This window comes from Bradyrhizobium sp. F1.4.3 (assembly GCF_040548375.1).
Lineage (GTDB): Bacteria > Pseudomonadota > Alphaproteobacteria > Rhizobiales > Xanthobacteraceae > Bradyrhizobium.
On sequence record NZ_JBEPRN010000002.1, the window covers coordinates 498,943 to 522,683 of the forward strand.

Sequence of the window (23,741 nt, forward strand, 5' to 3'; positions counted from 1 at the left end):
GCTACGGCTGGCCGAGGATCTTCTTCGCCGCGCGAAGATGCGGCTTGTCGATCATCATGCCGTCAAGGCGCAGCGTGCCGGAGTTCGGATTGTTCGCGAACGCAGCGATGACTTTCTCCGCCCAGGTGCGCTCGGCTTCCGTCGGCTCGAACGCCGCATTGACGACATCAACGTGCTTGGGGTGGATCAGCGCCTTCGCCGAAAAGCCGTCGCGCCGCGCCGAGCGCGTTTCCTGTTCGAGGCCCGACAGATTGTCGATGTCGGTATAGACCGTGTCGATCGGCGCGACCTCGGCCGCGGCGGCCGCCATCAGGCAGAGATCGCGCGCCAGGCGATAGGGACTGTGGAATACGCCGCCTGAGGCTTTTTCAGTGGCGCCGAGTGAAGCCGAAAGATCCTCCGCGCCCCACATCAGGCCGGCGAGGCGAGGAGAAGAGTCTTTGTACGTGCCGAGGCCGAAGATCGAGCCTGCGGTTTCCGTGGCGACGCAGACGATGCGGGTCGAGCCGGCCGTCGTGCCGGCCGCCGCCTCGAAGGCTTCGAGCCAGGTCGCGACCTGCCGTACATCGTCGCCGCCGCGCGATTTCGGCAGCACGATGCCATCAGGGGTGCCCGGCATCACCGCGGCGAGATCGGCGAGCGTCATGCCTGTGTCCAGCGCGTTGATGCGGACATAGAGCTGGTGCGGGCCGCGACGGCCCTTCAGCATCGCCAGCGTCAGCGTGCGGGCCTCGGCCTTCCTCTCGGTGACGACGGAGTCCTCGAGATCGATGATCAGCGCGTCGGCCTTGCCTTCGCTGGCCTTCTCGAATTTGCGCGGGGAATCGCCCGGCACGAACAGCATCGAACGCATCAGACCGGCCTCTTGTGCATCATCGCCATGCGGCGGCATTTGCCGACGATTTCGTCGTTCTGGTTCAGGGCGTGATGCTCGAATTCGACGATGCCCGCCTTGGGGCGCGATTTGGATTCCCGCAACGAAAGCACCTTCGTCGTCGCCCGCAAGGTGTCGCCATGGAAGACCGGTTTCGGAAAGGTAACGTCGGTCATGCCGAGATTGGCAACGGTGGTACCCATGGTGGTATCATAGACCGTCATGCCGATCATGATGCCGAGGGTGTAAAGGCTGTTGAAAATGCGCTGGCCGAACTCGGTCTGCGCCGAGAAATGCGCATCGATGTGCAGCGGCTGCGGGTTGAGCGTCAGCAGGCTGAACATGGTGTTGTCCATCTCCGTGACAGTCCGGGTCAGCGGATGCCTGAACTCCTGGCCCACGGAAAAGTCCTCGAAATAAAGTCCGGCCATCGCGGTTTCCTCCCTGTATCTCGTGCGATTTGGCTGGCGCGGCTGTTAGGGCGGCGTCGCCAGGTGAACTGCTTTTTGCTCTGCGAGCTTTTCGATCTCGTCCGCCGAGAAGCCGGCCTCGGCCAAAATGTCGCGGCCATGCTGGCCGAGCGTCGGCGCGGGGCCGGCCGGCTCAGGCTGGGTCACGCTCCAGGTCGACGGCACGCGCATTTGGCGGATGCGGCCTTCCACGGGATGATCCACCGTCTTGAAGAAGCCAATCGCATTGAGATGCGGATCATCCAGAACCGTCTCCAGCGTATGCATCGGCATCACCGGAATGTCGGCGTGCTCCAGCAGCTCGCGCCACTCCGCGGTGGTGCGCGTGAGGAAGATGTGGCCGATCTCTTCGTAGATCTCGTCGATATTCCTGGTACGCGCGGCGTGGTTGGCGAAGCGCGGCTGCTGCAGGAATTCCGGCCGGCCGATCGCCTCGAAGAAGCTGCGCCAATGCTTGTCGTTGTAGATGAGGACGCAGAGATAGCCGTCGCTGGTCTTGTAGGGCCGGCGGTAGCGCGAGAGCAGGCGGGCGTAACCGCCATGGTCGAGTGGCGGATCGTAGGTGAGCCCGCCGAGATGATCGACCAGTACGAACTCCGTCATCGATTCGAACATCGGCACGTCGATACGCTGGCCGATGCCGGTGCGGCTCTGATGCATCAGCCCGCCCATGATGGCGTTGACCATCATCAGGCCGACAATGCGGTCGGCGATGGTGACGGGAACGTATCGCGGGGTGCCGTCGCCGGCAGCCGCAAGCAGCGTGGGGATGGTGGTCGCGCCCTGGATTAAATCGTCGTAAGCGGGCTTTGCGGCATACGGGCCGGACTGGCCGTAGCCAAAGGCGCCGACATAGACGAGGGCGGGATTGATCGCGGCGAGCGTCTCGTAGTCGAGGCCGAGCCGGGCCATCGCCTGCGGGCGCACATTGTAGACGAGCCCGTTGGCGCGCTTGGCCAGCCGTAGCAGCGTGTCGCGACCTTCCTTCCTCTTGAGGTCGAGAACAATGCTGCGCTTGCCGCGATTGGCATTGAGGAACATCCCGCCCATGCCGGACGTACGGCCGGGGCCGATCTGGCGAACGATATCGCCCTCGGGGCTTTCGACCTTGATGACATCGGCGCCCATGTCCGCCAGCACCTGGGTACCGTAGGGACCCATCAGCACGGAGGTCAGGTCGAGGATGGTGAAGCCGGTAAGCGGTCCCATTGGCCCTCGTTGGATGAATTCATATAGGTGGAGTTAGAATTCATAAATTGCGGATGTCAATTCATCTGCTCCGATCCGCGGCGCATAGCTCTATGCACAGTTCATATACTTGACAGATAAATTCACATATATGTACTTTTAGCTCAAGCAAGAATTGGGGTGAGGAGCCGGACGGTCGGTAGCGACAGCTGCCGCCTTCGGCGTGGGGATGCGTCAAGGAGAAGCAAATGAAGAAGAATCTGGTCCGGGCTGCAGCAGTGCTCGCGCTCTCGCTGCCGGTCTCGACGCTACAGGCGCAGGCGCTGGAGCTGAAGGTCGCCGATAGCTTCCCCGCTGGACACTATCTCGTCCGCCTGATGCTCAAGCCCTGGATGGACGATGTCACCAAGCGCACCAACGGCGCGGTGACCTTCACCTATTATCCGAACCAGCAGATCGGCAAGGCTGCCGACATGCTGCGGCTGACGCAATCCGGCGTGGTCGACATCGGCTACATCGGTCCGTCCTATGTCTCCGACAAGATGCCGCTGTCGGAAGTCGCGCAATTGCCGGGTGCGTTCGCGACCAGCTGCCAAGGCACGCTCGCTTATTGGAAGACTGCGCGCGAAGGCGTGCTGGCCAAGCAGGAATACGCGCCCAACAAGATCAAGCTGCTGATGGCCGTGGTGTTGCCGCCCTACCAGGTGTGGACCGTCAAGTCGAAGGTCGAAACGACCAAGGACATGCAGGGCCTGAAGCTGCGCACCACAGGCGGCGCGCAGGATCTCACGCTGCGCGCGCTCAACGCCGTGCCGGTGCGCATGGCCGCGCCCGATGCGTATGAATCGCTGTCGCGCGGCACGATGGATGGTCTGCTCTTCCCGCTGGACAGCGTCGTGGCCTACGGCCTGGACAAGCTGGTCAAGCACGCGACCGAAGGCGTTAGCTTCGGCAGCTTCATCGTCGCCTATTCCATCAATCAGTCGGTCTGGGACAAGCTGCCCGAGGACGTGAAGAAGGCGATGGACGAGGCCTCGGAAGCGATCACGCCAAAAGCCTGCGCCGACGTCGACAAGGAAGGCGAGGTGACCAAGAAGCACATGCAGGACGAAGGCGTCAGCTTCGATCCGCTGCCGGAGGCCACGCGCGCCGAGATGAAGGACAAGCTGAAGGGCGTCGGCCAGGAATGGGCGGCCGGTCTCGACAGCCGCGGCAAGCAGGCGTCCGCTGCGTTGCAGGAATTCGAAGGCCTGCTCGCCGCCGGCGGCAGCAAGTAATCGTCAGCCGACCAGAAGAAGGAGGCGCCAGAGGTGATCGAGCGGGCAGGAAATGTGCTCGGCGCGCTGGAACGCGCGCTGACAGTGATCGCGGTGGCGTTCATGTTCGTGATTATGGTGCTCGTCGTGACCGACGTGTTCATGCGCTATGCGCTGAATAGTCCGTTCTCCTTCACTTATGACCTGATCGGACTCTATCTCCTCGCCGGCGTGTTCTTCTTCACGCTGTCTGACGCCTTGCGCGAGCATGTCCATGTCGGCGTCGACATTCTCCTGTCGCGCTTCTCGCCCACCGGGCGGCGGCTCTCCGAGATCGTCACGGCGCTCGCCGGCCTGTTCGTGTTCATACTGATCTGCAAGGTCGGATTCGAGCGCGCGCTGGAGAACTACGAGCAGCATGACGTTCTGTCGGGAGCCATTCCCTGGCCGACCTGGATCTCGGCGGCGCTGGTGCCGCTCGGCTGCGGCGTGCTGGTGCTGCGACTGACGCTCCAGCTTATCGGCAATGTGCTGAGCCTTGTGAGCGGTCGCGACCTTTATCCTCTGCCGCCGGTGACCGGCGTCGGCGAAGCGCGCGGCTTTGAGTAACGGCGGATATCCATGACACCTCTCATCGTTCTCGCCCTGCTGTTTGCCCTGCTCGCGCTCGGCACGCCCGTCGGCTTCGCCATGGCTTTTTCCGGTTCGGTCGGCCTCGTCATGGTCGGCGGCTTCCCGACCCTGTTCGGCATTCTGGAAACGGCCCCGCTCTCGACCGTCTCCGCCTACGAGCTGATCACCATCCCGATGTTCCTGCTGATGGCGGACCTCGTGCTGCTGTCGGGCGTCGCGGACGATCTGTTCAAGACGGCCTCCGCCTGGGTCGGCCGCGTTCCCGGCGGGCTCGGCATGGCGACCGCGCTGGCCGGCGCTGGCTTTGGCGCGATCTGCGGCACCTCGACGGCATCGGCCGCGACGCTGTCCTCGACCAGCCTGCCGGCGATGATCCGCCAGGGCTACGAGCCGAAGATGGCGGCCGGCGTGGTCGCGATCTCCGGCACGCTGTCGATGCTGCTGCCGACCAGCGTGGCGCTCGTCATCTTCGGCCTGCTGGCCGAAGTGAACATCGGCAAGCTGCTGATCAGCGGCATCATCCCCGCGATCCTGGTGACGTTCACCATCATGGCCACGATCTATTTCCTGGTCTGGCAGGATCCCTCGCGCGCGCCGGCCGCGAAGTCGGTGCCGTGGCGCGAGAAGTTCGCCCTGCTGTGGCAGGTCTCGCCGATGGTGGTGCTGTTCTCGATCGTGACCGGCACGATTTATCTCGGCATCGCCACGCCAACGGAAGCCTCCGCCTTCGGCGCGTTCGGTGCCTTTTTGCTCGCGATCGTCAAGGGCAAGATCACGCCGACCTCGCTCTACAAGACGCTGCTGCGCGCCTGCCACGGCACCTGCATGATCATCATGATCCTCGTCGGTGCCTCGATCTTCGGCTACTTCTTCACGCTCACCCATGTGACGCAGGATCTGGTCGCCTGGATCGGCTCGTTGCCGGCCTCGCGCTGGGTGATCATCACGCTGATCCTGTGCGGCTACATCGTGCTCGGTTCTTTCATGGACCAGATCGCGATCCTGGTTCTGACCGTGCCGATCGTGCTGCCGCTGATCAAGACGCTCGGCTTCGATCCGATCTGGTTCGGCGTCATCAAGATCGTCACCGCCGAGGTCGGCATGATCACGCCGCCGGTTGGGCTGAACTGCTTCATCGTCGCGCGCTACGCCAAGCGGCCTGTCGCCGAAGTATTCCACGGCACGTTCCCGCATTTCATCGCACACCTGATCGCGATCGCGGTCCTGGTGGCGTTTCCCTCGATCATTCTCTGGCTGCCCTCGCAGATGGGGCGCTAGCACGTCCGGGCCGTCGCGGCTCCAATCAAGGAGATCAACAACATGGATTTCGCGCTTACCGATCAGCAGGAAGCCATTCGCGACGCCATCGCCAAAATATGCGAAGGCTTTCCCGACGCCTACTGGCTGAAGAAGGACCATGACGGCGGCTTCCCGCACGACTTCCACAAGGCGCTCGCGGACGCCGGCTGGCTCGGCATCTGCGTGCCGGAGGCCTATGGCGGCTCCGGGCTCGGCATCACCGAGGCCGCGATCATGATGCGCACCATAGCGGAATCCGGCGCCGGCATGTCCGGTGCCTCCGCGGTGCACATCAACGTGTTCGGACTCAATCCCGTCGTCGTGTTCGGCACCGAAGAGCAGCGCAAGCGCATGCTGCCGCCGATGGTCGAGGGCCGCGAGAAGGCGTGCTTCGCCGTCACCGAGCCCAATACCGGCCTCAACACCACGCAACTCAAGACCCGTGCTGTCGCCAAGAACGACCGCTACATCGTCAACGGCCAGAAGGTGTGGATCTCGACCGCGCAGGTCGCGCACAAGATCCTGCTGCTGGCGCGCACCACGCCGCTGGAGGAGGTGCGCTCGCCGACGCATGGCTTGAGCCTGTTCTACACCGATTTCGACCGCAAGAAGATCAAGGTCCACGAGATCGAGAAGATGGGCCGCAAGATCGTCGATTCCAACGAGCTGTTCTTCGAGGATTTCGAGATCCCGATGGAGGATCGGATTGGCGAGGAGGGCCGCGGTTTCCAGTACATCCTCGAAGGCATGAACCCCGAGCGCATCCTGATCGCGGCGGAAGCCGTCGGCCTCGGCAAGCTTGCGCTGGCGCGCGCGACCGAATACGCCAAGACGCGCGTGGTGTTCAATCGTCCGATCGGCAAGAACCAGGGCATCCAGCATCCGCTTGCGATCAACTGGGTCGAGCTCGAGGCGGCCTGGCTGATGGTGATGTCGGCGGCCTGGCAATATGACAAGGGCATGCCCTGTGGCGGCGCCGCCAATGCCGCGAAATATATTGCGGGTGAGGCCGGATACCACGCCTGCGAGCAGGCGGTGATGACCCATGGCGGCTTCGGTTATGCCAAGGAGTTCCACGTCGAGCGTTACTTGCGCGAGGTTCTGATCCCGCGCATCGCGCCGGTTAGCCCGCAGCTTGCGCTCAGCTTCATCGCGGAAAAGGTGCTCGGACTAGCAAAGTCGTATTAGTCTCTGCGCGCATCGTTCGGCAGGATCGCCATGAACCTCGCTCATCACCTCCTGCGTGCCGCCAAGGCCGACGGGTCCGCGCCGGCGGTTCTCAAGGGACTAACGCCGGTGGCTGACTACGGCCGGCTTGCCGCGACAGTGGCATCGCTGGCTGGATCGCTGCAACAACGCCTTGGTCTCGCCAAAGGCGACCGCGTCGCCTTGCTGATGAAGAACGTGCCGGACTATGTCGCCTGTCTCTATGCCTGCTGGCATGCCGGGCTGGTCGCCGTTCCCATCAATGCAAAGCTGCATCCGCGCGAGGTCGCGTTCATTCTCGACAATTCGGACGCCGCGGTCGTGTTCGTGACCGAGGACATGGCGAGCGTCGCCTCGGAAGCGCTGGCGCTCGGTACGGCCAAGCCGCGCGTCATCGAGGTCGGATCGGCTGAGCATCGCGGTCTGGAGAAGGCGGAAGGCATCGCCATTGCCGACGTCGCAATCACCGACCCGGCCTGGATCTTCTACACCAGTGGCACCACGGGCCGGCCCAAGGGCGCGGTGCTGAGCCATCGCAATCTGCTTGCGATGTCGCTTAACTATCTCGCCGAGATCAACCCGGTCACCCCGGGCGAAGCTCTCCTCCATGCCGCGCCGATGTCGCACGGCTCCGGCCTCTATATGGTGCCGCATGTGCTCGGCATGGGCGCGCAGATCATTCCGGAGAGCGGTCGCTTCGAGCCTGATGAGATTTTGGAGCTCACGGCGAAGCGCGACAGCATTTCATTCTTCGCCGCGCCGACCATGGTGCGGCGCCTGACCGTCGCGGCGGAAGCGGCTGGCGCGACTGCGCCGGGGCTGAAGACCATCATCTATGGTGGCGGCCCCATGTATGTCGCCGATTGCAAGGCAGCGCTCGCCATGTTCGGCCCGAAGCTCGCGCAGATCTACGGTCAGGGCGAGACGCCGATGACCATCACTTATTTGCCGAAATCCATGCATGTCGACGCCGGCCATCCGCGCCACGAGGAACGCCTCGCTTCGGTCGGCATCGCGCAAGGCGTGGTGCAGGTGCGTACCGTGGATGAGGCTGGACGGGACGTCGCGCCAGGTGAGGTCGGCGAGATCATCGTGCGGGGCGACAGCGTGATGTCCGGCTATTGGCAAAATCCCGAGGCGACGGCGAATACGCTCAGGGATGGCTGGCTCTACACCGGCGACATGGGCGCGTTCGATGCCGATGGCTTCCTTACGCTGAAGGACCGCTCCAAGGACGTCATCATCTCCGGCGGCACCAACATCTATCCGCGCGAGGTCGAGGAGGTGTTGCTGCGGCATGAGGCCGTTGCCGAAGCCTCGGTGATCGGCCGCCCGCATCCGGAATGGGGCGAGGAGGTGGTGGCCGTCGTCGTTCCCGTTGTGGGCAAGGTGGTTGCGCGCGACGAGTTCGACCAGATGTGCAACGCCTGGATCGCGCGCTTCAAGCGGCCGAAGCATTATTACGTCACCGGCGAGCTGCCCAAAAACAGTTATGGCAAGATCGTGAAGACGGAGCTGCGCACCCTCCTTGGCGAGTCCTCCGCGCGCCTTGCGCCGATGGACTGAACCGGCGATGCCCAAGGACACGGCTCCGATCGACTATTCCGGCCTGATCCGGGAAGATGATCTCGTCGTGTGCGGGCAGGCGGCGGCAGAGCCGATGACCCTGACCGAAGCGCTGATGGCACAGGCGGCACAGCTTCCGCTCTTTCGTATGATGGTTGGGTCGGTGTTCTCGGAGACGTTTTCGGTCGCCTGCGCGTCGAGCGTGTCGTTCCAGAGCTATGGCGTGATCGGCAGCGCGCGGCGCCTTACGAAGGCTGGGCGGCTCGACGTGATCCCGAGCAACTACAGCGCCTTCTGCGCCGATTTCGCCTCGCGACGCCATCGCGCCGACGTCGTGCTGGTGCAACTCGCCGAGTCCGCCGACGGCCGGCTGAGCGCGAGCCTTTCCAACGATTACGTGATCGATGCCGCACGCAGCGCGCGTGTGGTGATTGCCGAGATCAATCGGGATGCGCCCTGGACGTTTGGGGCGGAATGGCCGGAGAACGTGCCGATCCATCTGCGGGTCGCGGCGCGCCGGCCGCCCGTTGAGCTGCCGTCGACGCCGCTCGATGATGTCTCACGGAAAATCGCGGCGCATGCGGCGGGCTTGATCGCCGACGGCAGCACGCTCCAGTTCGGTGTCGGCCGAATTCCGGACGCGATCCTGTCGTCGCTCTCACATGTACGCAATCTCGGCATCCATTCCGGCCTGATCAACGACGCCGTCGTCGAGCTGATCGAGCGCGGCGCGGTGACGAATGCGGACAAGGGAATCGACGTCGGGATCACCGTCACCAACCAGGTAATCGGCACAAAGCGGCTCTATCGTTTCGTGGACGAGAATAAGTCAGTGGCGGTGCGGCCAACGTCCTACACGCACGGGCAAGGCGTGCTGGCGCGGATCAACCGGCTGGTCGCGATCAACTCCGCGCTTCAGGTCGGGCTTGACGGCAGCGTGAATTCGGAGACGCTGAATGGTGTCGCGATCGGCGCGATCGGCGGCCAGCTCGATTTCGTGCGAGGCGCCAATGCGTCACCCGGAGGCAGAGCGATCATCGCGCTGCCGGCGGTGGCATCCGACGGATCCAGCCGGATCGTGGTGAATGTCGAAACCGTGACGACGCCGCGTGCCGATGTCGACGCCATCGTTACCGAATGGGGCGTTGCGGAACTACGCGGCTGCGGCCTTGCCGAACGCGCACGCCGCATGATCTCGATCGCCGCGCCCGAGCACCGCGACACATTGTCGGCGCAGCTCCGCGGCGTCGCGCGCTAGTTCATCATCGCGAATGTCGGACGCTGGCTCTCGTTGGACCCGATGATGCCGGGGAGATCCGTCGCCTCGCCCGCGATCATGCCGGACATCCGCCAGAACAAATGCGCGAGGCGGGAGAATACCAGCCGCTCGCGCTCGGCGGCGACAGTGCCGTCCGGGATTGTCACGGTTTCGAGGCCGACCACCTTCTTGAAGTCAGGCCAGATCGTCATCGACTGCGCGATCACGGAATAGCAGCGCGGATCCTCATCGCTTTCGTCGGGCGCCGGCGGTAGACCGGGATATTGAACCGGCGCCGCATAGAACTTGTAGGCGCCATAGCCGAGCTGGAGCAGGAACTTTTCAGGGACGGCGATGTCGGCGGCAAAAGACACCAGGCGCGCCTCGCTCAATACTTCCGACTCGATGGCGCCGAGGTCCTTGGCGCGCAACGCGGAGCAGAAGGCGAGCTCGCGATTGTGTTCTCTCAGCAGGTTGGCCAGCGGCTGCTGCTGTTGCGCGGTGTCGGTGAGCAGGATGATGGTCTTGAGCATCTTGTGATGTCCGTCAGGGAAAGAGATGGCGAGCAGTCATGACCGCATCGTCGGATGCGTGGGCGGCGAAGAAGTCGTTGGCGATGCGCTGTCCCGGCGCGATCTCCAGGATGCGGTAACGCGCCAGGGCAGCGGCATCGCGCGCGGTGCCGACATCCTCCTGCCAGGCGCAGAGCGATAGCTCCATCCGGCCGTAGCCACCGCAATCGGCGGCATAGGCGCCGGTCACGGCCTCCACGGTCGCAGCGACCGCGCCGGCGTCGCTGGCCGAGATATCCCGCAGGATCACGGAGATGCCGTTTGCAGTCTGAACGTTCGAGGTCATGACCACGAAGGCATCGCGTGCGCCGGTGCGGCCGGCGCGCCGCGCCGTACGCACGAGGCTCGCGAAGGCAGGATCGGGCCCGAGCTCCATCGTCGTGGTCTGCTGGTCATGCAGGATCGTGGCGCGCATCGCGCCGAGGTCGCCTTTCAGTGCGTGATAGGACCGCGGCAGCCATACGGTGTCGAGCGATACCTGCGACGAGGTCAGGCTCCAGGCCTGGTCGAGCAGATAGCCTTCCCAGATCGCGGGGTAGGATGCGGCGAGCTGCTGCCAGGTGCGCAGCAGCATTTCGGCGCTTTTGGAGCGGCCGAGATACAGCGTGCGCACCGACATCTCCCAGCGGTTCCATTTGTGCAGGGCGACGTCGCAGCCGAGGAAGGACGGCAGGAGAGGAGCCTCGCGCAGCACGGCACCGGCCTCGACGAACAGCAGCGGCTCGCGATATTTGTCCCACATCCGCATCATGAACTCGGCTTTCTCGAAGCAGAGCACGCGGTCGCTGAACTGGGTCTCGATCGGCTCAATGTGACAGGCGAGGTCGAACCGCTCGAGCGAGTGCCGGAGCGCGAAGGCCGCAGTTGCGTCGGCGCCGCGCGGATGGCAGGAGACGATCCGCGGACGAACGCCGGACGCATCGGCCGCGGTGAGAAACTTCGACCAGCCGATGCCGCCCCACCACATCTCGTGCGGGCCGTCTGCGCCGCAGGGGCCGACGGTGCCGAATTCGGTCAGCTTGGACTTGAGGAAGTCGAAGCCGGGATTTTCGCTGAAGGGAATGACGACGGCGCAGCCGGGGTTGAGCGAGCGATAGAACAGCTCGGCCGCCGCGCCGCTCGGCGGCTCCTTCAAGATCGTGATGCCGCTTCGTCGACCGTCGGGAACGCCATCCAGCGTCGGCGCGCCGTATTGGCCGGTCAGCCAGTCCAGGCGGTCGCGCTGGGCCCGGCCGAGCCGGATGCGGCCAGCTTGCAGCAGACGATCAAGGTCTTCGTGCGTCCCGTCCGTCAATTCGATGCCCCCACGTCGTGCCGACCGTTTTCTTGCCCTTGGATTTCAACGGCCAGGGCAGCGCGATCAGGCGCACTATTTCGGGCTGGAACCGAGCGGGGTGATCGCGACGGAATAGATGGCGATGTCATGCGTCATCGCAGCGACCGGGATCAGCAGGCAGGCGTCGTCGTTCTCGGTGCGATAATGCGCGCCATTCCGCTGCATGCCTGCGTAGACCAGGCTTTCAGCGGCGATGCCGACAACGTCCTGGCTCTCGGCGGCGTCACGAACGTCGTCGCCCTGCTGCACGGTGACGCCGTGAAGAAGGCCTTCGGGCGCGAATTTCGCCAGCGGCAGCGTGATCATCGCGATGCCCATGGCGCGCGAGACCGGAACGCGCAAGCGCAGCTCGCCGAGGCCGGTCCGATGGACGGTCGCCGTCTCCAGCGCCGCTTCGCCGTTGGCGCGGAACAAACCGATCTGAACCGGGCCGCAGGGGCTTTCCTCGAAGACGTCGGCCGGGAGACGATTGGCGCCGAATAGCGCATAGAGATAGGCGTGGGACGGTGACAGGCGCGCAAAACTGCCTGCGAGCCACATCGGCGGCGCGAGCGACGTGCAAGCGGCGGAAAGGCCGCGGGCGGTGATCTGCCTGCGGATGAAATCGCTGTCGATCATTGGTGCTAGCGCATGCGTGCCGAGATTGACGTCATGCTTCAGTCCGCCGAGCAGCGCCAACTCCTCCTCATCCGGCAGCAGCAGGAGGCGCGCCAGTGTCGCCGTGCACCAGCGTGCGGCGATGTCCGGCGCGGCATGGGGGCTGAGACAGAAGTCGAGCGCGACATCTTCCGCCTTCTCCGCAAAGGCCAAGGCACCGGCCTGGATCTCCGCAGCCAGCGCGATCTGGCTTGCGGGGCGGGGATTGATCTCGCGAAGGACCTGATTGCCGTCATAGTCGCGCACCGACCCGTCGGCCGAACAGCAGACTTGCTCCAGCAGCGCCACGTTGCGGATCAGCATGCGCTTGATGTGAGGGGTCACGACGAGGTCGGAGATCAAGCCTGCGGCGCTGTCCTGTTCGGCGATGTCATCGAAGGCGTCGTCGAGCGAAAGCAGATAGGCGCCGTGCAGACGGATTTTGATGCCCTCCATGTCGAAGACGCGACGCAGCGCCTTCTGCACGCTGCCGGAATAGCCGAGATCGGTGAGCACGAGATCGGTGCAATCGTCGAAGCCAGGGATCATGTGGCGCAGATAGGCGAGCAGTCGCGCGCGTAAGGCTGTCGCGAGCTGGACGATCTGGTCTGCGTCCATGAGCTCAGGCAGCGCCTCGGCAATGTCCGCGCCGGTCACAATGCCATCAGGCGATTTCGCGAAGAGCGCCGCGACCTTCGGCGGCAGGATCTTGATCATGTCGCGGAAGGTCGGTGCGTCGATCTTCAGGATCTTGCTGAGAAGGTCGACCAGCGGCTGCATCGTATCGGCCGAGGCAATCAGGCTAACGCGACGGTTGATCTCGAGATAGGCGGACGTCATGCGGTGCAATTCCTGCCAGATCCGGTGCGGCAGAAAGCCGTCGCGACCGAGGAAGGCGAGGCCGACATGTCTGCCCGGACCCGCAATTTCCTCGCAACGCCTGGCGACGAAGGCGTCGAATGCCGTCATCACCGGGCCAAGCACGGTCACGCCGAGATGGAAGGCCGGAGATTTCTCGGCGCTACGCGCGGCTACCACGCGCCGCAAGGTGCGCGCACCGTGATCGAGCCGGGATGGCGCGCCCTGGCACAAGAGTTCGAACAGCGCGGTTTCGCGCAGAAATATCGAGGCCAGTTTCGGCGTGGCCTGCGGATAGTAGCGCGGGCGAATGCCGTGGCGCTTCGCGCCCTTGATATCGGCCCTGTCATTATCGCCGACGTGAAAGGAAGCGGCGGCGTCGATGCCTTCCATGGCCAGGTACTTTGCGAACAGCGCTTCGCTCTTGCCGCTGCCGTGGTCGCAGGACGCGTAGAGGAAGTCCCACGTCAGTCCGGGACGGCAGGCGCGCAGCAGTCGCGCCAGCCGATTGCAATCCCAGTAGGTGTCGGAGATGAATCCGACGCGGTGGCCGGCTTGTTCCATGTCCAGATATTGCCGAAGCATGTCCGGGTTGGTGCGGCAGAGCTCGAGCTCCGCCGAAAACTCTGATTCGACCAGAGCGTTCAGATGATCGCGTGTAAGGCCGAACAGCCTGAACGGAAAATAGGAATAGATTTCATCGATGCGCACTTCGCCGGCGCCGCACTTGTCCTTCGCGACTCTGCGCGCACGTGCTTCGGCCTGAATACGATGCTGAACGAAACTCGCGGAAACATCCGGACAAGTTCGTGAAATGCCCGAAAGCTCGTAAGTCCTTTCAAATACGCCATCCGGCGTCGTGCAGGCGCGAAGTAGAAATGTATCGAAAACATCGAACGACCATGCAGAAACAATTTTCGCGCGGCGCTCTGCGCCGGCCATTGCGATCGTCATGCCGAGATTCCCCGCCCATCAGAGCGATTAACGTGCGCAACGGTGAAGTCAGGCGCCACAACGACGAAAAAAATTCACGCGCGATTCAAAAACGCACTCGTCGCGACTGACAGATTCAAAAAAATCGCTAGGTTCGAAAAAGGTGATTCGGAAAAAATTGCCGGGTGCGGAAGTCGTCTCGCGTTCATTCACACTCGGAAACAATCGCTTCTTGATGCGCTACGCGCGTGTCGCGTTTGATCACCTAGTGCCGCGTAATGTCAGCGTTTTCTCCAAAGCACATCTGTTCAGGATGGATGATCCGCCATGGCGCGAGACGATGCGATGATTGCAGGACGGAAGCGCGGGAAGCTCGCGCAGTCGGCAATTATTGCCCGATGCTCGGCAAAAGATACCGGCTAACATCTTGAAAAATAACAAAAATTATCCGCCTGGATTGTTTTCGCCCTGCGTTCAACGCTTGGAAGCCGTGTGGCATGTGCGCTGCCGGCATTGCGGGTTGGAGATTGCGGGATGAGTTACGCTGCTGATGTCTGGGCTCCCGCCGAGGTCGAGATCACGACGACGGTGCCGGCTGAAGAGATCGTGCCGATGACGCCGTCGGTGCCGCTCGCGCCGGACTGCGCGCCGGTCGCCGCCGATGTCGTCTTCGATGAAGACAGCGAACTCCTGGACAGGCTCGCGACCGGTGACGAGGCAGCGTTCCGCATGCTGGTCGAGCGCCACATCGATCGCGCATATGCGATCGCGCTGCGCATCGTCGGCAACGCCGCCGATGCCGAAGACGTGGTGCAGGACACGATGCTCAAGATCTGGAGCCATCGCGGACGCTGGCAGCACGGCCGCGCCAAGTTCTCGACCTGGCTCTATCGCGTCATCTCCAACCGCTGCATCGACCTGCGCCGCAAGCCGCGCACCGAGAATGTCGAGACCGTCCCGGAAGTCGCGGACGGCCAGCCGGATGCCGCCGATATCATCGAGCGCAACGAGTTGAACAGCATGCTGGAGGTCGCGATGCAGCGTCTGCCCGAGCAGCAGCGTATCGCGGTGATCTTCTCGTACCACGAGAACATGAGCAACGGCGAGATCGCCCAGGTCATGGATACCACGGTGGCGGCGGTGGAGTCGCTGCTCAAGCGCGGCCGCCAGCAGCTTCGCCAGCTCCTGCGCAAGCACGAGCGCGACATCCGCACCGCGTTTACCGATTGCTAACCATAAAATTCGGCTCGCCAAAATTTTCGCGCCTGATCTCCTTGCGCTCCACCGTTTGAGCGAACGGACGGGGCTGCGCCCGCGTCGTCAGTCGTCTTCAACGATGCGGCACGTGATGCCCATCAGCACAGGAGCCTCCAATGCCCGCAATTTCCACCAATACCGCGGCGAACTCCGCGGTCCGCTACCTCAACATCAATTCCGCGCAGGAGAGCAGCGCGCTCGCGAAGCTATCGAGCGGCTCGCGCATCACCTCGGCTTCCGACGACGCCGCCGGCCTCGCGATCTCTACCCGCATCTCGTCGGACGTCACCACGCTCCAGCAAGCCGCGACCAACGCCTCGCAGGCGACCGCGATCCTCCAGACCGCGGACGGCGGCGCCTCGAACATCTCCGACATCCTGGCGCGCATGAAGTCGCTGGCCTCGGAGTCGGCGTCGGGCACCACCACCGACTCCAGCCGCGCCTACATCAACTCGGAATTCTCGCAGCTCACGAGCGAAATCGATTCGATCGCGACCGGCACGCGCTATTCCAGCCAGAGCCTTCTGGACGGCTCGAGCGTGTTCTCCTCGGGCGTCTCCGTGCTGGTCGGTTCGTCCGGCTCCGACACCATCACCATCACGCTCACGAGCCTGACGGCGTCCTCACTCGGGGTGTCCTCGCTCGACGTGAGCTCGCTGTCGGACGCGACCTCGGCGCTCGACACGCTGGATACCGCGATCGACACGGTCTCCGCCGCCCGCGCCAGCATCGGCGCGCAGGAATCGCGCTTCAACTTCTCGTCCGACTCGATTTCGACCCAGACCCAGAATCTGCAATCCGCGAACTCGGCGATCAAGGACGTCGACATCGCGGCCGAGCAGGCCACGCTGTCCTCGGCCGAGGTGAAGACCCAGGCCGCGGTCTCGGCCGAATCCGCGGCGAACCAGATGCCGCAATACCTGCTCAAGCTGCTCGGCTAAGGCGCAAGGCCTAGGCGACCGCCTAACGATCGTCATACCGGGCCGGCGTGACGCCGGCCCGGTCCACCTCGCGATGGATTGGGCAGCAAAGTGACCAGCGTCAGTTCGAGCACCAGCAGCACGGCGACAACCAGCTCGAGCACCTCGAGCGCTTCCTCGGTGACCACGACCGGCACCACGACATCGACCAGCCTCGACTGGAGCGCGCTGATCACGGCGGCGGTGGACGCCAAGCTCACCCAGGCGACCACGATCTCGACCACGATCACCAACAACGAGGCCAAGGTCACGGCCTACCAGACGCTCCAGACCGACCTCTCGACACTGTCGAGCGGGCTTGCCTCGCTCGCGACATCCGTCGTCAATTCGCTGGCGACCAACTCCTTTGCCACGCGCTCGGCGACCATCAGCTCGACCGGCGACGTGAGCGCATCCTCCGCGCTCTCCATGTCCGTCAGCAATGGCGCCGCGACCGGCGACCACACGCTGACGATCAGCCAGGTCGCGACTGCGCAAAAGGTGGTCGGCACCGCGCAGTCGAGCCAGACCAGCGAGCTCGGCTATTCCGGCACGTTTTCCATCGGTCTCGCGGGCGGCAGCACGGCCGATATTACCGTCAACAGCACGATGTCGCTTCAGGACGTCGTCGACACCATCAACGCCCAGACCTCGACCACCAATGTCCAGGCCTCGATCGTCCAGGTGTCGAGCGGGTCCTACGAGATGGTGCTGACGGGGACCGAGGATGCCGCCGATATCACCTATTCGAGCACGTCCGGCGACGACGTCCTGAACAAGCTCGGGGTGACCGACAGCTCGGGCGCTTTCAGCGACGTGCTGCAAACGTCGCAGGCCGCCGAATTTTCGCTCGACGGCATCGCGATGACTCGGGATACTAACGACATCACCGACGTGCTCACGGGCGTGACCTTCAACCTGCTCCAGGCGACGCCCAGCGGCACATCGCTCAGCATCAGCATCGAGCCTGACACCAGCCAGATCGAAACAGCGGTTCAGACCTTCGTCACCGACTACAACAATTTTCGCGACGCGGTGATCGCGCAGCAGGCGACCGCTTCGGACGGTACGGCGGACTCGAGTGCGGTGCTTTTCGGCGACGGTACCATGCGCGACATCATGGACGCGCTCCAGAATGCCATGAACAGCACCGTCGGTGGCCTCACCATGGCCGACCTCGGCCTGTCCTTCAACGAGAACAACGAGCTCGAGCTCGACACCTCGACGCTGTCGGAGATCCTGAGCACGAATTTGAGCGGGGTCACCACGCTCTTGTCGGCGCAGACCAAGACCTCGTCGAGCCAGCTCACCGTCGTCAACACCGGGACGTCGCCGCAATCCTTCACCCTGGACCTGACGGTCGATTCCTCCGGAAATCTCAGTTCGGCCTCGGTCGGCGGCGATTCCTCGCTGTTCACGGTCAGCGGCACCACGATCATCGGCAATGCCGGAACGGACTATGCCGGCATGGCCTTCACCTATTCGGGGTCGACGTCGCAGTCGATCACGGTGACCTCGACCTCGGGCCTCGCCACGCAGGTCTACCAGCTCGCCAAGAACTATTCGTCGAGCTCGGGCCCGTTGCAGACGCTGATCACGAATCTGACCGACCGCGACAGCGACCTCCAGCAGAAGGTCAACGACATCGAAAGCGCGGCGTCCGCCTACCAGACGCAGCTCCAGACGCAGTATGCGAAGTACCAGGCCGCGATCGAAAGCGCCAACAACACGCTGACCTATCTCAAAGCCTTGCTTAACTCCAGCTCGAGTAGTTGATGATGCATAATCCGATGGCGTACATGGCCAATCAGGCCTATCGGGGCGCGGCAACCAGCGTGCCGCCGCTGAAGGCGATCTCGATGTTGCTTGGCGGCGCGATCACCTTCCTCCAGAAAGCACTGACCGCGCAGGAAGCGCGACGCTTCGAGGAGGGGCACGAGCACCTGATGAAGGCGACCGCGATCCTGCGCGGTCTCAGCCACAATCTCGACTTCACCAAGGGCGGGGCGGTGGCCGAGCGGCTGTTTCAGACCTACAACGCCCTGATCCTGGCGAGCCTGAAAGCCTATGGCCGTCCGCATGCGCGCGAAAGCTTTCGGCGGATCATCGCCGGGCTGACCGAACTGCGGGAGGCCTGGGAGTCCGTCGATGCGACGGTGCGGGGCGGCAAGCCGGCCCCGGCCGATTCGCCCAGCAAGGGCTAAGGAAGGCCCGGCGTCCCGGTCCCGAGGGGCGCCGCGATCGCCGGGGCGACGTTTTGGCCGCCTTCCGTAAGGCTCCGGGCACTTTTGGCACAGGACACCGCGCAAATCCGGTTTCCGCCACGCCGGCAATGCTTTATGACGGGCCGGACCGAGGCGGGACCGGCGGGCGATGGACGTCACCGAGTTTGAGGAACTGATCGACCGGCTGGGCGAGGATCTCTCGCGCTGGCCCGACGACCGGCGCTTGCCTGCCGAACAGCTGCTGGCACGATCATCCGCCGCGCAGGCCCTGCTGGAAGAGGCCCGCGCCTTGCGCCGCGCGCTCGCCGCACCTCCGGTCCGGGCGCCCGCAGGCCTTGCCGACCGCATCGTCGCCGCCGCTTCGAAAATGAAGAGCGACCCCGCCGAGCCGCGCACGGAAGGCGAGACGGCGGAGAGCTGAGCGGCTCTCTTCGCATCTTGTCTGTTCTTTACCTCTTCCCGCAAGCGGGGCGAGGGAGCGCATCGCAACAAATCAGCTCGAGATCATCGCGCAGCTAACTCGCACGTGCGGCAGATTTTGCCGACTCGAAAGCGATTTTGCGCGGGTGAATCCCCGCCTGAATCCGCGCGCCCACCCGTTTCATCAGCACACAGATTTCAAGCGCCTCGAACCGACATCCTCGTCGTCGGCCGCGCGAGAAAGCCGGAGTTTCTGATGACAGTTTCCGCAACGAGTTCTGCCTCGACGGCCGCCACGACGACGTCGTCGTCATCGTCGAGCACGTCGTCCAGCTCGACGCTGACTTCCAGTGATTTCCTGAGCCTGCTCGTCAGCGAGCTTCAGAACCAGGATCCGCTGAACGCGACTTCGACCACGGACTTCATCAATCAGCTCACGTCCTACGCCAATTTCAGCCAGCAGCAGTCGATCAACTCCAACCTGACTTCGCTATCGAGCTCATTCTCGAGCCTCGTGACGCTCAACTCGGTCAACTATATCGGCCACACCGTCGAGGCGAAGACCGACACGTCGACCTTGAGCAATGGCTCGGCGACGTTCGGCTACTCGTTGTCCTCGGCTGCCTCGAATGTCGCAATCACTGTCAAGGATTCTTCCGGCAACACGGTCTACACCGGCACCGGCACGGGCAATTCCGGCTCCAACAGCTTCACCTGGGACGGCAAGAATTCCAGCGGCACCCAGCTCACCGACGGCGGCCAGTACACCATCTCGGTGACCGCGACGGATTCCGCCGGCAACTCGGTCCTCAACTACACCACCGTCACCGGCACGGTGACGGGCATCGACACCTCCACTTCCACGCCGTCGCTGACCGTGAACGGCGTCTCCGTCAGCGCCGCCAACATCATCGGCGTCACGTCCTGATCTTACGTCCCGAATTCTCTGGAGTGTCATCATGAGTCTCACAGGTGCATTGTCCTCGGCGATCTCGGCGCTCAGCGCGCAGAGCCAATCCCTGTCGATGATCAGCGATAACATCGCCAATACCAGCACGACGGGTTACAAGACGACGTCGGCGATGTTCGACGACCTCGTCACCGCATCGAGCAACGCGACCTCCTATGCCTCGGGCGGCGTCACCGTTTCGGGCCGCGCCAACATCACCCAGCAAGGCCTACTGGCTGCGACCTCCAACGCCACCGACGTCGCCATTCAAGGCTCAGGTTTCTTCGTTGTGAGCAGCGCCACGTCGGGTGGCACCGTCTCCTACACCCGCAACGGCGCCTTTTCGACCGACAACGCCGGCTATCTCGAGAACAACGGCAGCTACCTGGAGGGATGGCGCACCGATTCGGACGGCAATGTCGTCGGCAACGAATCAGCGAGCAACCTCCAGGCCATCAACACCCAGGTCGCCTCGACCAGCGGCAGTGCCACCACCAAGACCACGATCGCGGCTAACCTGCCGTCGGATGCGGCCGTCAACGACAAATTTACGAGCTCGATGACAGTGTACGATTCGCTCGGTGCTGCAAGCTCGATGCAGATCACCTGGGAGAAGACCGGCACCAACACCTGGAGCGCGAGCGTCGGCACACCGACCTCGACGTCGGACACCACGACTGCGACTGCGACCAGCGCGACGGCTGGCACGAGCGGCACGATCAGCATCGTCTTCAATACTGACGGCTCGCTGCAGAGCACAGACCCAAGCCCGGCAACCGTCGCGGTTACCGGTTGGACCGACGGCGCGGCGGACAGCACGATCACCATGGATCTCGGCACGGTCGGAGGCACCGACGGCCTGACGCAATACGCCTCGGGCGAGACCACGCCCACCGTCAACGTCACCAGCATCGACTCGGACGGCCTGTCCTACGGCAAGCTGTCCAGCATCGCGATCGGTAAGAACGGTGTGGTCGACGCCACTTATTCCAACGGCCAGACCATCGCGATCTACAAGATCGCAGTGGCGACCTTTGCCGATCCAACCGGACTTTCGGCGGCCAGCGACGGACTCTATTCCGCGACCGTGACATCGGGAAACGCAGCGTTGCAAGCGTCCGGCGAGAACGGTGCGGGCACGATCTACGGCAGCGAACTGGAATCTTCGACAACCGATACCTCTAGCCAGTTCTCCAGCATGATCTCGGCTCAGCAGGCCTATTCGGCCGCGTCCCAGGTCATCTCCACTGTCAGCAAGATGTACGACACCCTGATCTCGGCGATGAGGTGAGCGATGCGCAGTGAAGCCAAGGCCGTCGGAGACGCGCTGCTGCGCCGGCTGCGACGGCTGGTCGCGCGGGCCGCGACCGTCAAGGGCAGCGACCACAAGCAGTTGCTTGCGCTGCTCGACGATGTCGAGACGACCCGCCGCGGCCTGTTGAAGGAGTGCGCCGAGGTCGAGGGTGAGATGAGGCAGGCGACCGTCAGGACGACCGCGATTGGCGCGTATTTGCGCAGCTCGCAGGCCGGCCGCGGCAAACGGCATAATTAGAAGAAGGCGATGACCATGAGTGTAGCCAAAGCCAACAGCCAAGCCACGCGGACGAACGCCGCAACCGGCGATGCACGGATCAAGTCGCTGATCGCGCTGATCGACGTCCTGACCGCGCTGGTCGCGGAGGAGAACGCGGAGCTCGCCAAGGGCCTGCCGGCCTCACGTTTGAAGCAGGTCGACGAGAAGAACCGCCTGGCGGAGATCTTCGAACGGACTGTCGCCGAGTGCGCGGCGGGCACGAGCACCCTGAACGTGAGGGACCGGATCCTGCGCGAGCAGCTGCTGGAGCGAATCCTGAAGTTGCGCGCGGCGATGGACGAGAATCTGGTGCGCCTGCGTGCGGCGATCGAGGCCAGCAACCGCCGGATTGAAGCCGTCATGCAGGCGATCCGCGAGCAGATCGCTGCGGTGTCGCCCTATGGCGCCTCCGGCCGCGTCGCCGCGCGGGCCGTCTCCAGCGGCACCAGCCGCAGCGCCTGACGATACGAGGAGCCCGCCGTGTCGCTCGATATCGCACGATCGATCGCCTTCAGCGGCCTGTCGTCCACGTCGGTCCAGATCAGCGTGACGTCGTCGAACATTTCGAACGCCGACACGACGGGCTATACCAAGAAGACCGCGAACCAGTCGAGCAGCGTCACCAACGGCGTCGGCACCGGCGTCACGGTGACGGGCATCACCTCGACGGTCGACAAGCTGCTGCTGAAGTCGCTGGTCAGTGCGACCTCGGATCTCGGCTCGGCGGACACGACGAACAGCTATCTGACGTCGCTCGAAAAGCTCTACGGCTCGACCAGCAGCACCGACAGCTCGTCGACCGGAACGTCGCTCGCCAACAGCATCGCCTCGCTGGAATCGGCGCTGTCGTCGCTCGCGAGCACGCCGAGCAGCGCCTCACTGCAATCCAACGTCGTCAGCGCGCTCGACGACGTCACGAGCCAGTTGCGGGAGACCTCCAGCGGGATCCAGAAGCTACGCTCCAATGCAGACCAGGACATCTCGTCCTCGATCGACGACGTCAATACGGACCTGCAGTCGATCGCGGATCTGAACGCCGAGATCAAGCAGACGGCGGCGGCCGGCCAGTCGACGGCGGATCTGGAGGACCAACGCAACACCGCGCTCCAGGACGTCGCCTCGAAGATGAACGTCAGCTATTTCACGGCGTCGAACGGCGACCTCCAGATCTACACCACGACCGGGCAGGCCCTGGTCGACAGCTCCGCGCACAAGATCAGCTATACGGCCGCCGCCAACGTGTCGTCGTTGACGACCTACACTGCCGGTTCGTCGTCGAGCGGTTTCAGCGCGATCACGGTGAACGGGGTCGACATCACATCCCAGATCACCGGCGGTGACATCGGCGCGCTGATTACGCTCCGCGACAAGACCCTGCCGGCGGCGCAGTCCCAGCTCGACCAGCTCGCAACGCAGCTTGCCTCTGCGGTGAACAGCGTCTCGAACAGTGCTTCCTCGGTGCCAGCGCCGACCAGCCTGACCGGCACGACCAGCGTTACCAGTAGCACGGCGCTGTCCGCTACCGGCACGGTGCGCCTCGCCGTGACCGACCAGAGCGGCGATCTGGTTTCCTATAGCGATCTCGATCTGTCGTCCTATTCCACCGTCGGCGATCTCGTCACCGCCATCAACGGCATCTCCGGCGTGTCGGCGTCGGTCGATGCGAACGGCCATCTTTCGATCACGGCGACCGGTTCGGGCAACGGCGTTGCCATCAACGAGATGACCAGCTCGGTCGGAAGCTCCAGTGAAGGATTTTCGGAGTATTTCGGTCTCAACGACCTCGTGACGGGAACGAGCGCGTCCGACATCGCGGTCAACAGCAGCATCCTGTCCGGCACCAGTGAGTTGCAGCTCGCCACGCTGGATTCCTCCTCGAGCCTCACGGTCGGCAGCAGCGTGCTGTCATCGGGATCCGCGACCGTGGTCAATGCGTTCTACAGCGCATTGACATCCTCCCGGACGTTCTCCTCCACCGGCGGGCTCGCCGCCACCACCGGCTCGTTTGCCGACTATGCCTCGGCCATCGTATCCGACGTCGCGAGCAAGTCCTCGCAGGCTTCCACCAATTACACCGCCAAGGAGACCGCGCAGTCGACCTATGCGAGCTCGCTGTCGTCGCAATCGGGCGTCAACCTCGACGAGGAATCGGCCAATCTGAGCACGCTCCAGAACCAATATACGGCGGCCTCCGCGCTGATCCAGGCCATCAACATCATGTATTCGGCGCTGCTGACCGCCGTGCAGTCGTCTTAAAGCGCAGGAGCAGGCCC

Annotated in this window: 22 protein-coding genes and 1 pseudogene; 16 read left to right on the forward strand and 7 right to left on the reverse strand. The window is 63.8% G+C overall.

The window, feature by feature from the left end; translation table 11 throughout:
• Position 1: 1 nt before the first annotated feature.
• From ABIB73_RS09820 to ABIB73_RS09830, 3 genes and pseudogenes are all read right to left on the reverse strand, one after another.
• The gene (locus ABIB73_RS09820) at positions 2 to 853 is read right to left on the reverse strand and encodes an HpcH/HpaI aldolase/citrate lyase family protein (protein ID WP_354223450.1); all 852 of its coding nucleotides are present in this window, start codon (positions 851 to 853) and stop codon (positions 2 to 4) included.
• Positions 853 to 1,320 (reverse strand): annotated as a pseudogene (locus ABIB73_RS09825) (MaoC family dehydratase); the annotation flags it as partial. The gene ABIB73_RS09820 and the pseudogene ABIB73_RS09825, both read right to left, overlap by 1 nt.
• 30 nt (positions 1,321 to 1,350) lie before the next feature.
• Positions 1,351 to 2,553: a CaiB/BaiF CoA transferase family protein gene (locus tag ABIB73_RS09830; RefSeq protein ID WP_354223452.1), complete on the reverse strand. Its 1,203-nt coding sequence runs from the start codon at positions 2,551 to 2,553 to the stop codon at positions 1,351 to 1,353.
• 227 nt (positions 2,554 to 2,780) lie between these two features.
• Here ABIB73_RS09830 and ABIB73_RS09835 point away from each other — a divergent pair, with 227 nt between their 5' ends.
• The 6 genes from ABIB73_RS09835 to ABIB73_RS09860 are packed head-to-tail and all read left to right on the forward strand — an operon-like array spanning position 2,781 to position 9,750.
• Positions 2,781 to 3,809, forward strand: coding sequence for a TRAP transporter substrate-binding protein (locus ABIB73_RS09835; protein ID WP_354223454.1), 1,029 nt, complete (start codon positions 2,781 to 2,783; stop codon positions 3,807 to 3,809).
• A 33-nt stretch (positions 3,810 to 3,842) separates the two neighbouring features.
• Entirely contained in the window at positions 3,843 to 4,397 is a 555-nt protein-coding gene (locus ABIB73_RS09840; RefSeq protein WP_354223456.1) for a TRAP transporter small permease, read from the forward strand.
• A 12-nt stretch (positions 4,398 to 4,409) separates the two neighbouring features.
• Positions 4,410 to 5,699: a TRAP transporter large permease gene (locus ABIB73_RS09845; protein ID WP_354223458.1), complete on the forward strand. Its 1,290-nt coding sequence runs from the start codon at positions 4,410 to 4,412 to the stop codon at positions 5,697 to 5,699.
• A 42-nt stretch (positions 5,700 to 5,741) separates the two neighbouring features.
• A complete protein-coding gene (locus ABIB73_RS09850; protein ID WP_354223460.1) occupies positions 5,742 to 6,908 on the forward strand; it encodes an acyl-CoA dehydrogenase family protein in 1,167 nt (388 codons plus the stop codon).
• A 30-nt stretch (positions 6,909 to 6,938) separates the two neighbouring features.
• Positions 6,939 to 8,492: a class I adenylate-forming enzyme family protein gene (locus ABIB73_RS09855; RefSeq protein WP_354223462.1), complete on the forward strand. Its 1,554-nt coding sequence runs from the start codon at positions 6,939 to 6,941 to the stop codon at positions 8,490 to 8,492.
• 7 nt (positions 8,493 to 8,499) lie between these two features.
• Entirely contained in the window at positions 8,500 to 9,750 is a 1,251-nt protein-coding gene (locus ABIB73_RS09860; RefSeq protein WP_354223464.1) for an acetyl-CoA hydrolase/transferase family protein, read from the forward strand.
• On the opposite strand, the gene ABIB73_RS09865 is transcribed toward ABIB73_RS09860, so the two are convergent.
• The 3 genes from ABIB73_RS09865 to ABIB73_RS09875 all read right to left on the reverse strand — a co-directional run bounded on the left by ABIB73_RS09865 (position 9,747) and on the right by ABIB73_RS09875 (position 13,863).
• Entirely contained in the window at positions 9,747 to 10,283 is a 537-nt protein-coding gene (locus ABIB73_RS09865) for a hypothetical protein (protein ID WP_354223466.1), read from the reverse strand. The two genes, ABIB73_RS09860 and ABIB73_RS09865, sit on opposite strands and share 4 nt — an antisense overlap.
• 13 nt (positions 10,284 to 10,296) lie before the next feature.
• Entirely contained in the window at positions 10,297 to 11,616 is a 1,320-nt protein-coding gene (locus ABIB73_RS09870) for a hypothetical protein (RefSeq protein WP_354223467.1), read from the reverse strand.
• 75 nt (positions 11,617 to 11,691) lie between these two features.
• Positions 11,692 to 13,863, reverse strand: a complete 2,172-nt coding sequence (locus tag ABIB73_RS09875; RefSeq protein ID WP_354223469.1) for a hypothetical protein — start codon at positions 13,861 to 13,863, stop codon at positions 11,692 to 11,694.
• A 756-nt stretch (positions 13,864 to 14,619) separates the two neighbouring features.
• Here ABIB73_RS09875 and ABIB73_RS09880 point away from each other — a divergent pair.
• Together ABIB73_RS09880 and ABIB73_RS09885 are read left to right on the forward strand one after the other, a co-directional pair.
• Positions 14,620 to 15,318: an RNA polymerase sigma factor gene (locus ABIB73_RS09880; RefSeq protein WP_354223471.1), complete on the forward strand. Its 699-nt coding sequence runs from the start codon at positions 14,620 to 14,622 to the stop codon at positions 15,316 to 15,318.
• A 140-nt stretch (positions 15,319 to 15,458) separates the two neighbouring features.
• Positions 15,459 to 16,283 (forward strand): flagellin, encoded by an 825-nt coding sequence (locus ABIB73_RS09885; protein WP_354223473.1) that lies wholly within the window; start codon positions 15,459 to 15,461, stop codon positions 16,281 to 16,283.
• Between the two features lie 32 nt (positions 16,284 to 16,315).
• On the opposite strand, the gene ABIB73_RS09890 is transcribed toward ABIB73_RS09885, so the two are convergent.
• Complete coding sequence (locus ABIB73_RS09890) at positions 16,316 to 16,450, reverse strand: hypothetical protein (RefSeq protein ID WP_354223475.1); 135 nt, start codon at positions 16,448 to 16,450, stop codon at positions 16,316 to 16,318.
• Between ABIB73_RS09890 and fliD the strand changes: the two genes are divergently transcribed.
• From fliD to flgK, 8 genes are all read left to right on the forward strand, one after another.
• Complete coding sequence (fliD, locus tag ABIB73_RS09895) at positions 16,443 to 18,077, forward strand: flagellar filament capping protein FliD (RefSeq protein WP_354223477.1); 1,635 nt, start codon at positions 16,443 to 16,445, stop codon at positions 18,075 to 18,077. The two genes, ABIB73_RS09890 and fliD, sit on opposite strands and share 8 nt — an antisense overlap.
• Complete coding sequence (locus tag ABIB73_RS09900; RefSeq protein WP_354223479.1) at positions 18,077 to 18,505, forward strand: flagellar export chaperone FliS; 429 nt, start codon at positions 18,077 to 18,079, stop codon at positions 18,503 to 18,505. The genes fliD and ABIB73_RS09900 overlap by 1 nt, the downstream gene beginning before the upstream one ends.
• Before the next feature lie 169 nt (positions 18,506 to 18,674).
• On the forward strand, positions 18,675 to 18,947 hold the full coding sequence (locus ABIB73_RS09905; RefSeq protein ID WP_354223480.1) for a hypothetical protein: 273 nt from the start codon (positions 18,675 to 18,677) through the stop codon (positions 18,945 to 18,947).
• A gap of 255 nt (positions 18,948 to 19,202) precedes the next feature.
• The gene (locus tag ABIB73_RS09910) at positions 19,203 to 19,874 is read left to right on the forward strand and encodes a flagellar hook assembly protein FlgD (protein ID WP_354223481.1); all 672 of its coding nucleotides are present in this window, start codon (positions 19,203 to 19,205) and stop codon (positions 19,872 to 19,874) included.
• Positions 19,875 to 19,905: 31 nt separating this feature from the next.
• Positions 19,906 to 21,186, forward strand: a complete 1,281-nt coding sequence (flgE, locus tag ABIB73_RS09915; protein WP_354223483.1) for a flagellar hook protein FlgE — start codon at positions 19,906 to 19,908, stop codon at positions 21,184 to 21,186.
• Positions 21,187 to 21,189: 3 nt separating this feature from the next.
• Positions 21,190 to 21,447 (forward strand): hypothetical protein, encoded by a 258-nt coding sequence (locus tag ABIB73_RS09920; protein WP_354223485.1) that lies wholly within the window; start codon positions 21,190 to 21,192, stop codon positions 21,445 to 21,447.
• Between the two features lie 9 nt (positions 21,448 to 21,456).
• Positions 21,457 to 21,930: a flagellar protein FlgN gene (locus ABIB73_RS09925; RefSeq protein ID WP_354223487.1), complete on the forward strand. Its 474-nt coding sequence runs from the start codon at positions 21,457 to 21,459 to the stop codon at positions 21,928 to 21,930.
• An 18-nt stretch (positions 21,931 to 21,948) separates the two neighbouring features.
• Positions 21,949 to 23,724 (forward strand): flagellar hook-associated protein FlgK, encoded by a 1,776-nt coding sequence (flgK, locus tag ABIB73_RS09930; RefSeq protein ID WP_354223489.1) that lies wholly within the window; start codon positions 21,949 to 21,951, stop codon positions 23,722 to 23,724.
• Positions 23,725 to 23,741 lie beyond the last annotated feature (17 nt).

What these genes read in the sequence shown, in the direction of transcription:
- flgE (WP_354223483.1), top strand. Translation starts at nt 19,906, where the DNA reads ATGAGTCTCACAGGTGCATTGTCCTCGGCGATCTCGGCGCTCAGCGCG.
- ABIB73_RS09855 (WP_354223462.1), top strand. Translation starts at nt 6,939, where the DNA reads ATGAACCTCGCTCATCACCTCCTGCGTGCCGCCAAGGCCGACGGGTCC.
- ABIB73_RS09860 (WP_354223464.1), top strand. Translation starts at nt 8,500, where the DNA reads ATGCCCAAGGACACGGCTCCGATCGACTATTCCGGCCTGATCCGGGAA.
- ABIB73_RS09820 (WP_354223450.1), bottom strand. Translation starts at nt 853, where the DNA reads ATGCGTTCGATGCTGTTCGTGCCGGGCGATTCCCCGCGCAAATTCGAG.
- ABIB73_RS09920 (WP_354223485.1), top strand. Translation starts at nt 21,190, where the DNA reads ATGCGCAGTGAAGCCAAGGCCGTCGGAGACGCGCTGCTGCGCCGGCTG.
- ABIB73_RS09885 (WP_354223473.1), top strand. Translation starts at nt 15,459, where the DNA reads ATGCCCGCAATTTCCACCAATACCGCGGCGAACTCCGCGGTCCGCTAC.
- ABIB73_RS09910 (WP_354223481.1), top strand. Translation starts at nt 19,203, where the DNA reads ATGACAGTTTCCGCAACGAGTTCTGCCTCGACGGCCGCCACGACGACG.
- ABIB73_RS09905 (WP_354223480.1), top strand. Translation starts at nt 18,675, where the DNA reads ATGGACGTCACCGAGTTTGAGGAACTGATCGACCGGCTGGGCGAGGAT.
- ABIB73_RS09865 (WP_354223466.1), bottom strand. Translation starts at nt 10,283, where the DNA reads ATGCTCAAGACCATCATCCTGCTCACCGACACCGCGCAACAGCAGCAG.
- ABIB73_RS09925 (WP_354223487.1), top strand. Translation starts at nt 21,457, where the DNA reads ATGACCATGAGTGTAGCCAAAGCCAACAGCCAAGCCACGCGGACGAAC.
- ABIB73_RS09900 (WP_354223479.1), top strand. Translation starts at nt 18,077, where the DNA reads ATGATGCATAATCCGATGGCGTACATGGCCAATCAGGCCTATCGGGGC.
- ABIB73_RS09845 (WP_354223458.1), top strand. Translation starts at nt 4,410, where the DNA reads ATGACACCTCTCATCGTTCTCGCCCTGCTGTTTGCCCTGCTCGCGCTC.
- ABIB73_RS09880 (WP_354223471.1), top strand. Translation starts at nt 14,620, where the DNA reads ATGAGTTACGCTGCTGATGTCTGGGCTCCCGCCGAGGTCGAGATCACG.
- ABIB73_RS09835 (WP_354223454.1), top strand. Translation starts at nt 2,781, where the DNA reads ATGAAGAAGAATCTGGTCCGGGCTGCAGCAGTGCTCGCGCTCTCGCTG.
- ABIB73_RS09830 (WP_354223452.1), bottom strand. Translation starts at nt 2,553, where the DNA reads ATGGGACCGCTTACCGGCTTCACCATCCTCGACCTGACCTCCGTGCTG.
- ABIB73_RS09850 (WP_354223460.1), top strand. Translation starts at nt 5,742, where the DNA reads ATGGATTTCGCGCTTACCGATCAGCAGGAAGCCATTCGCGACGCCATC.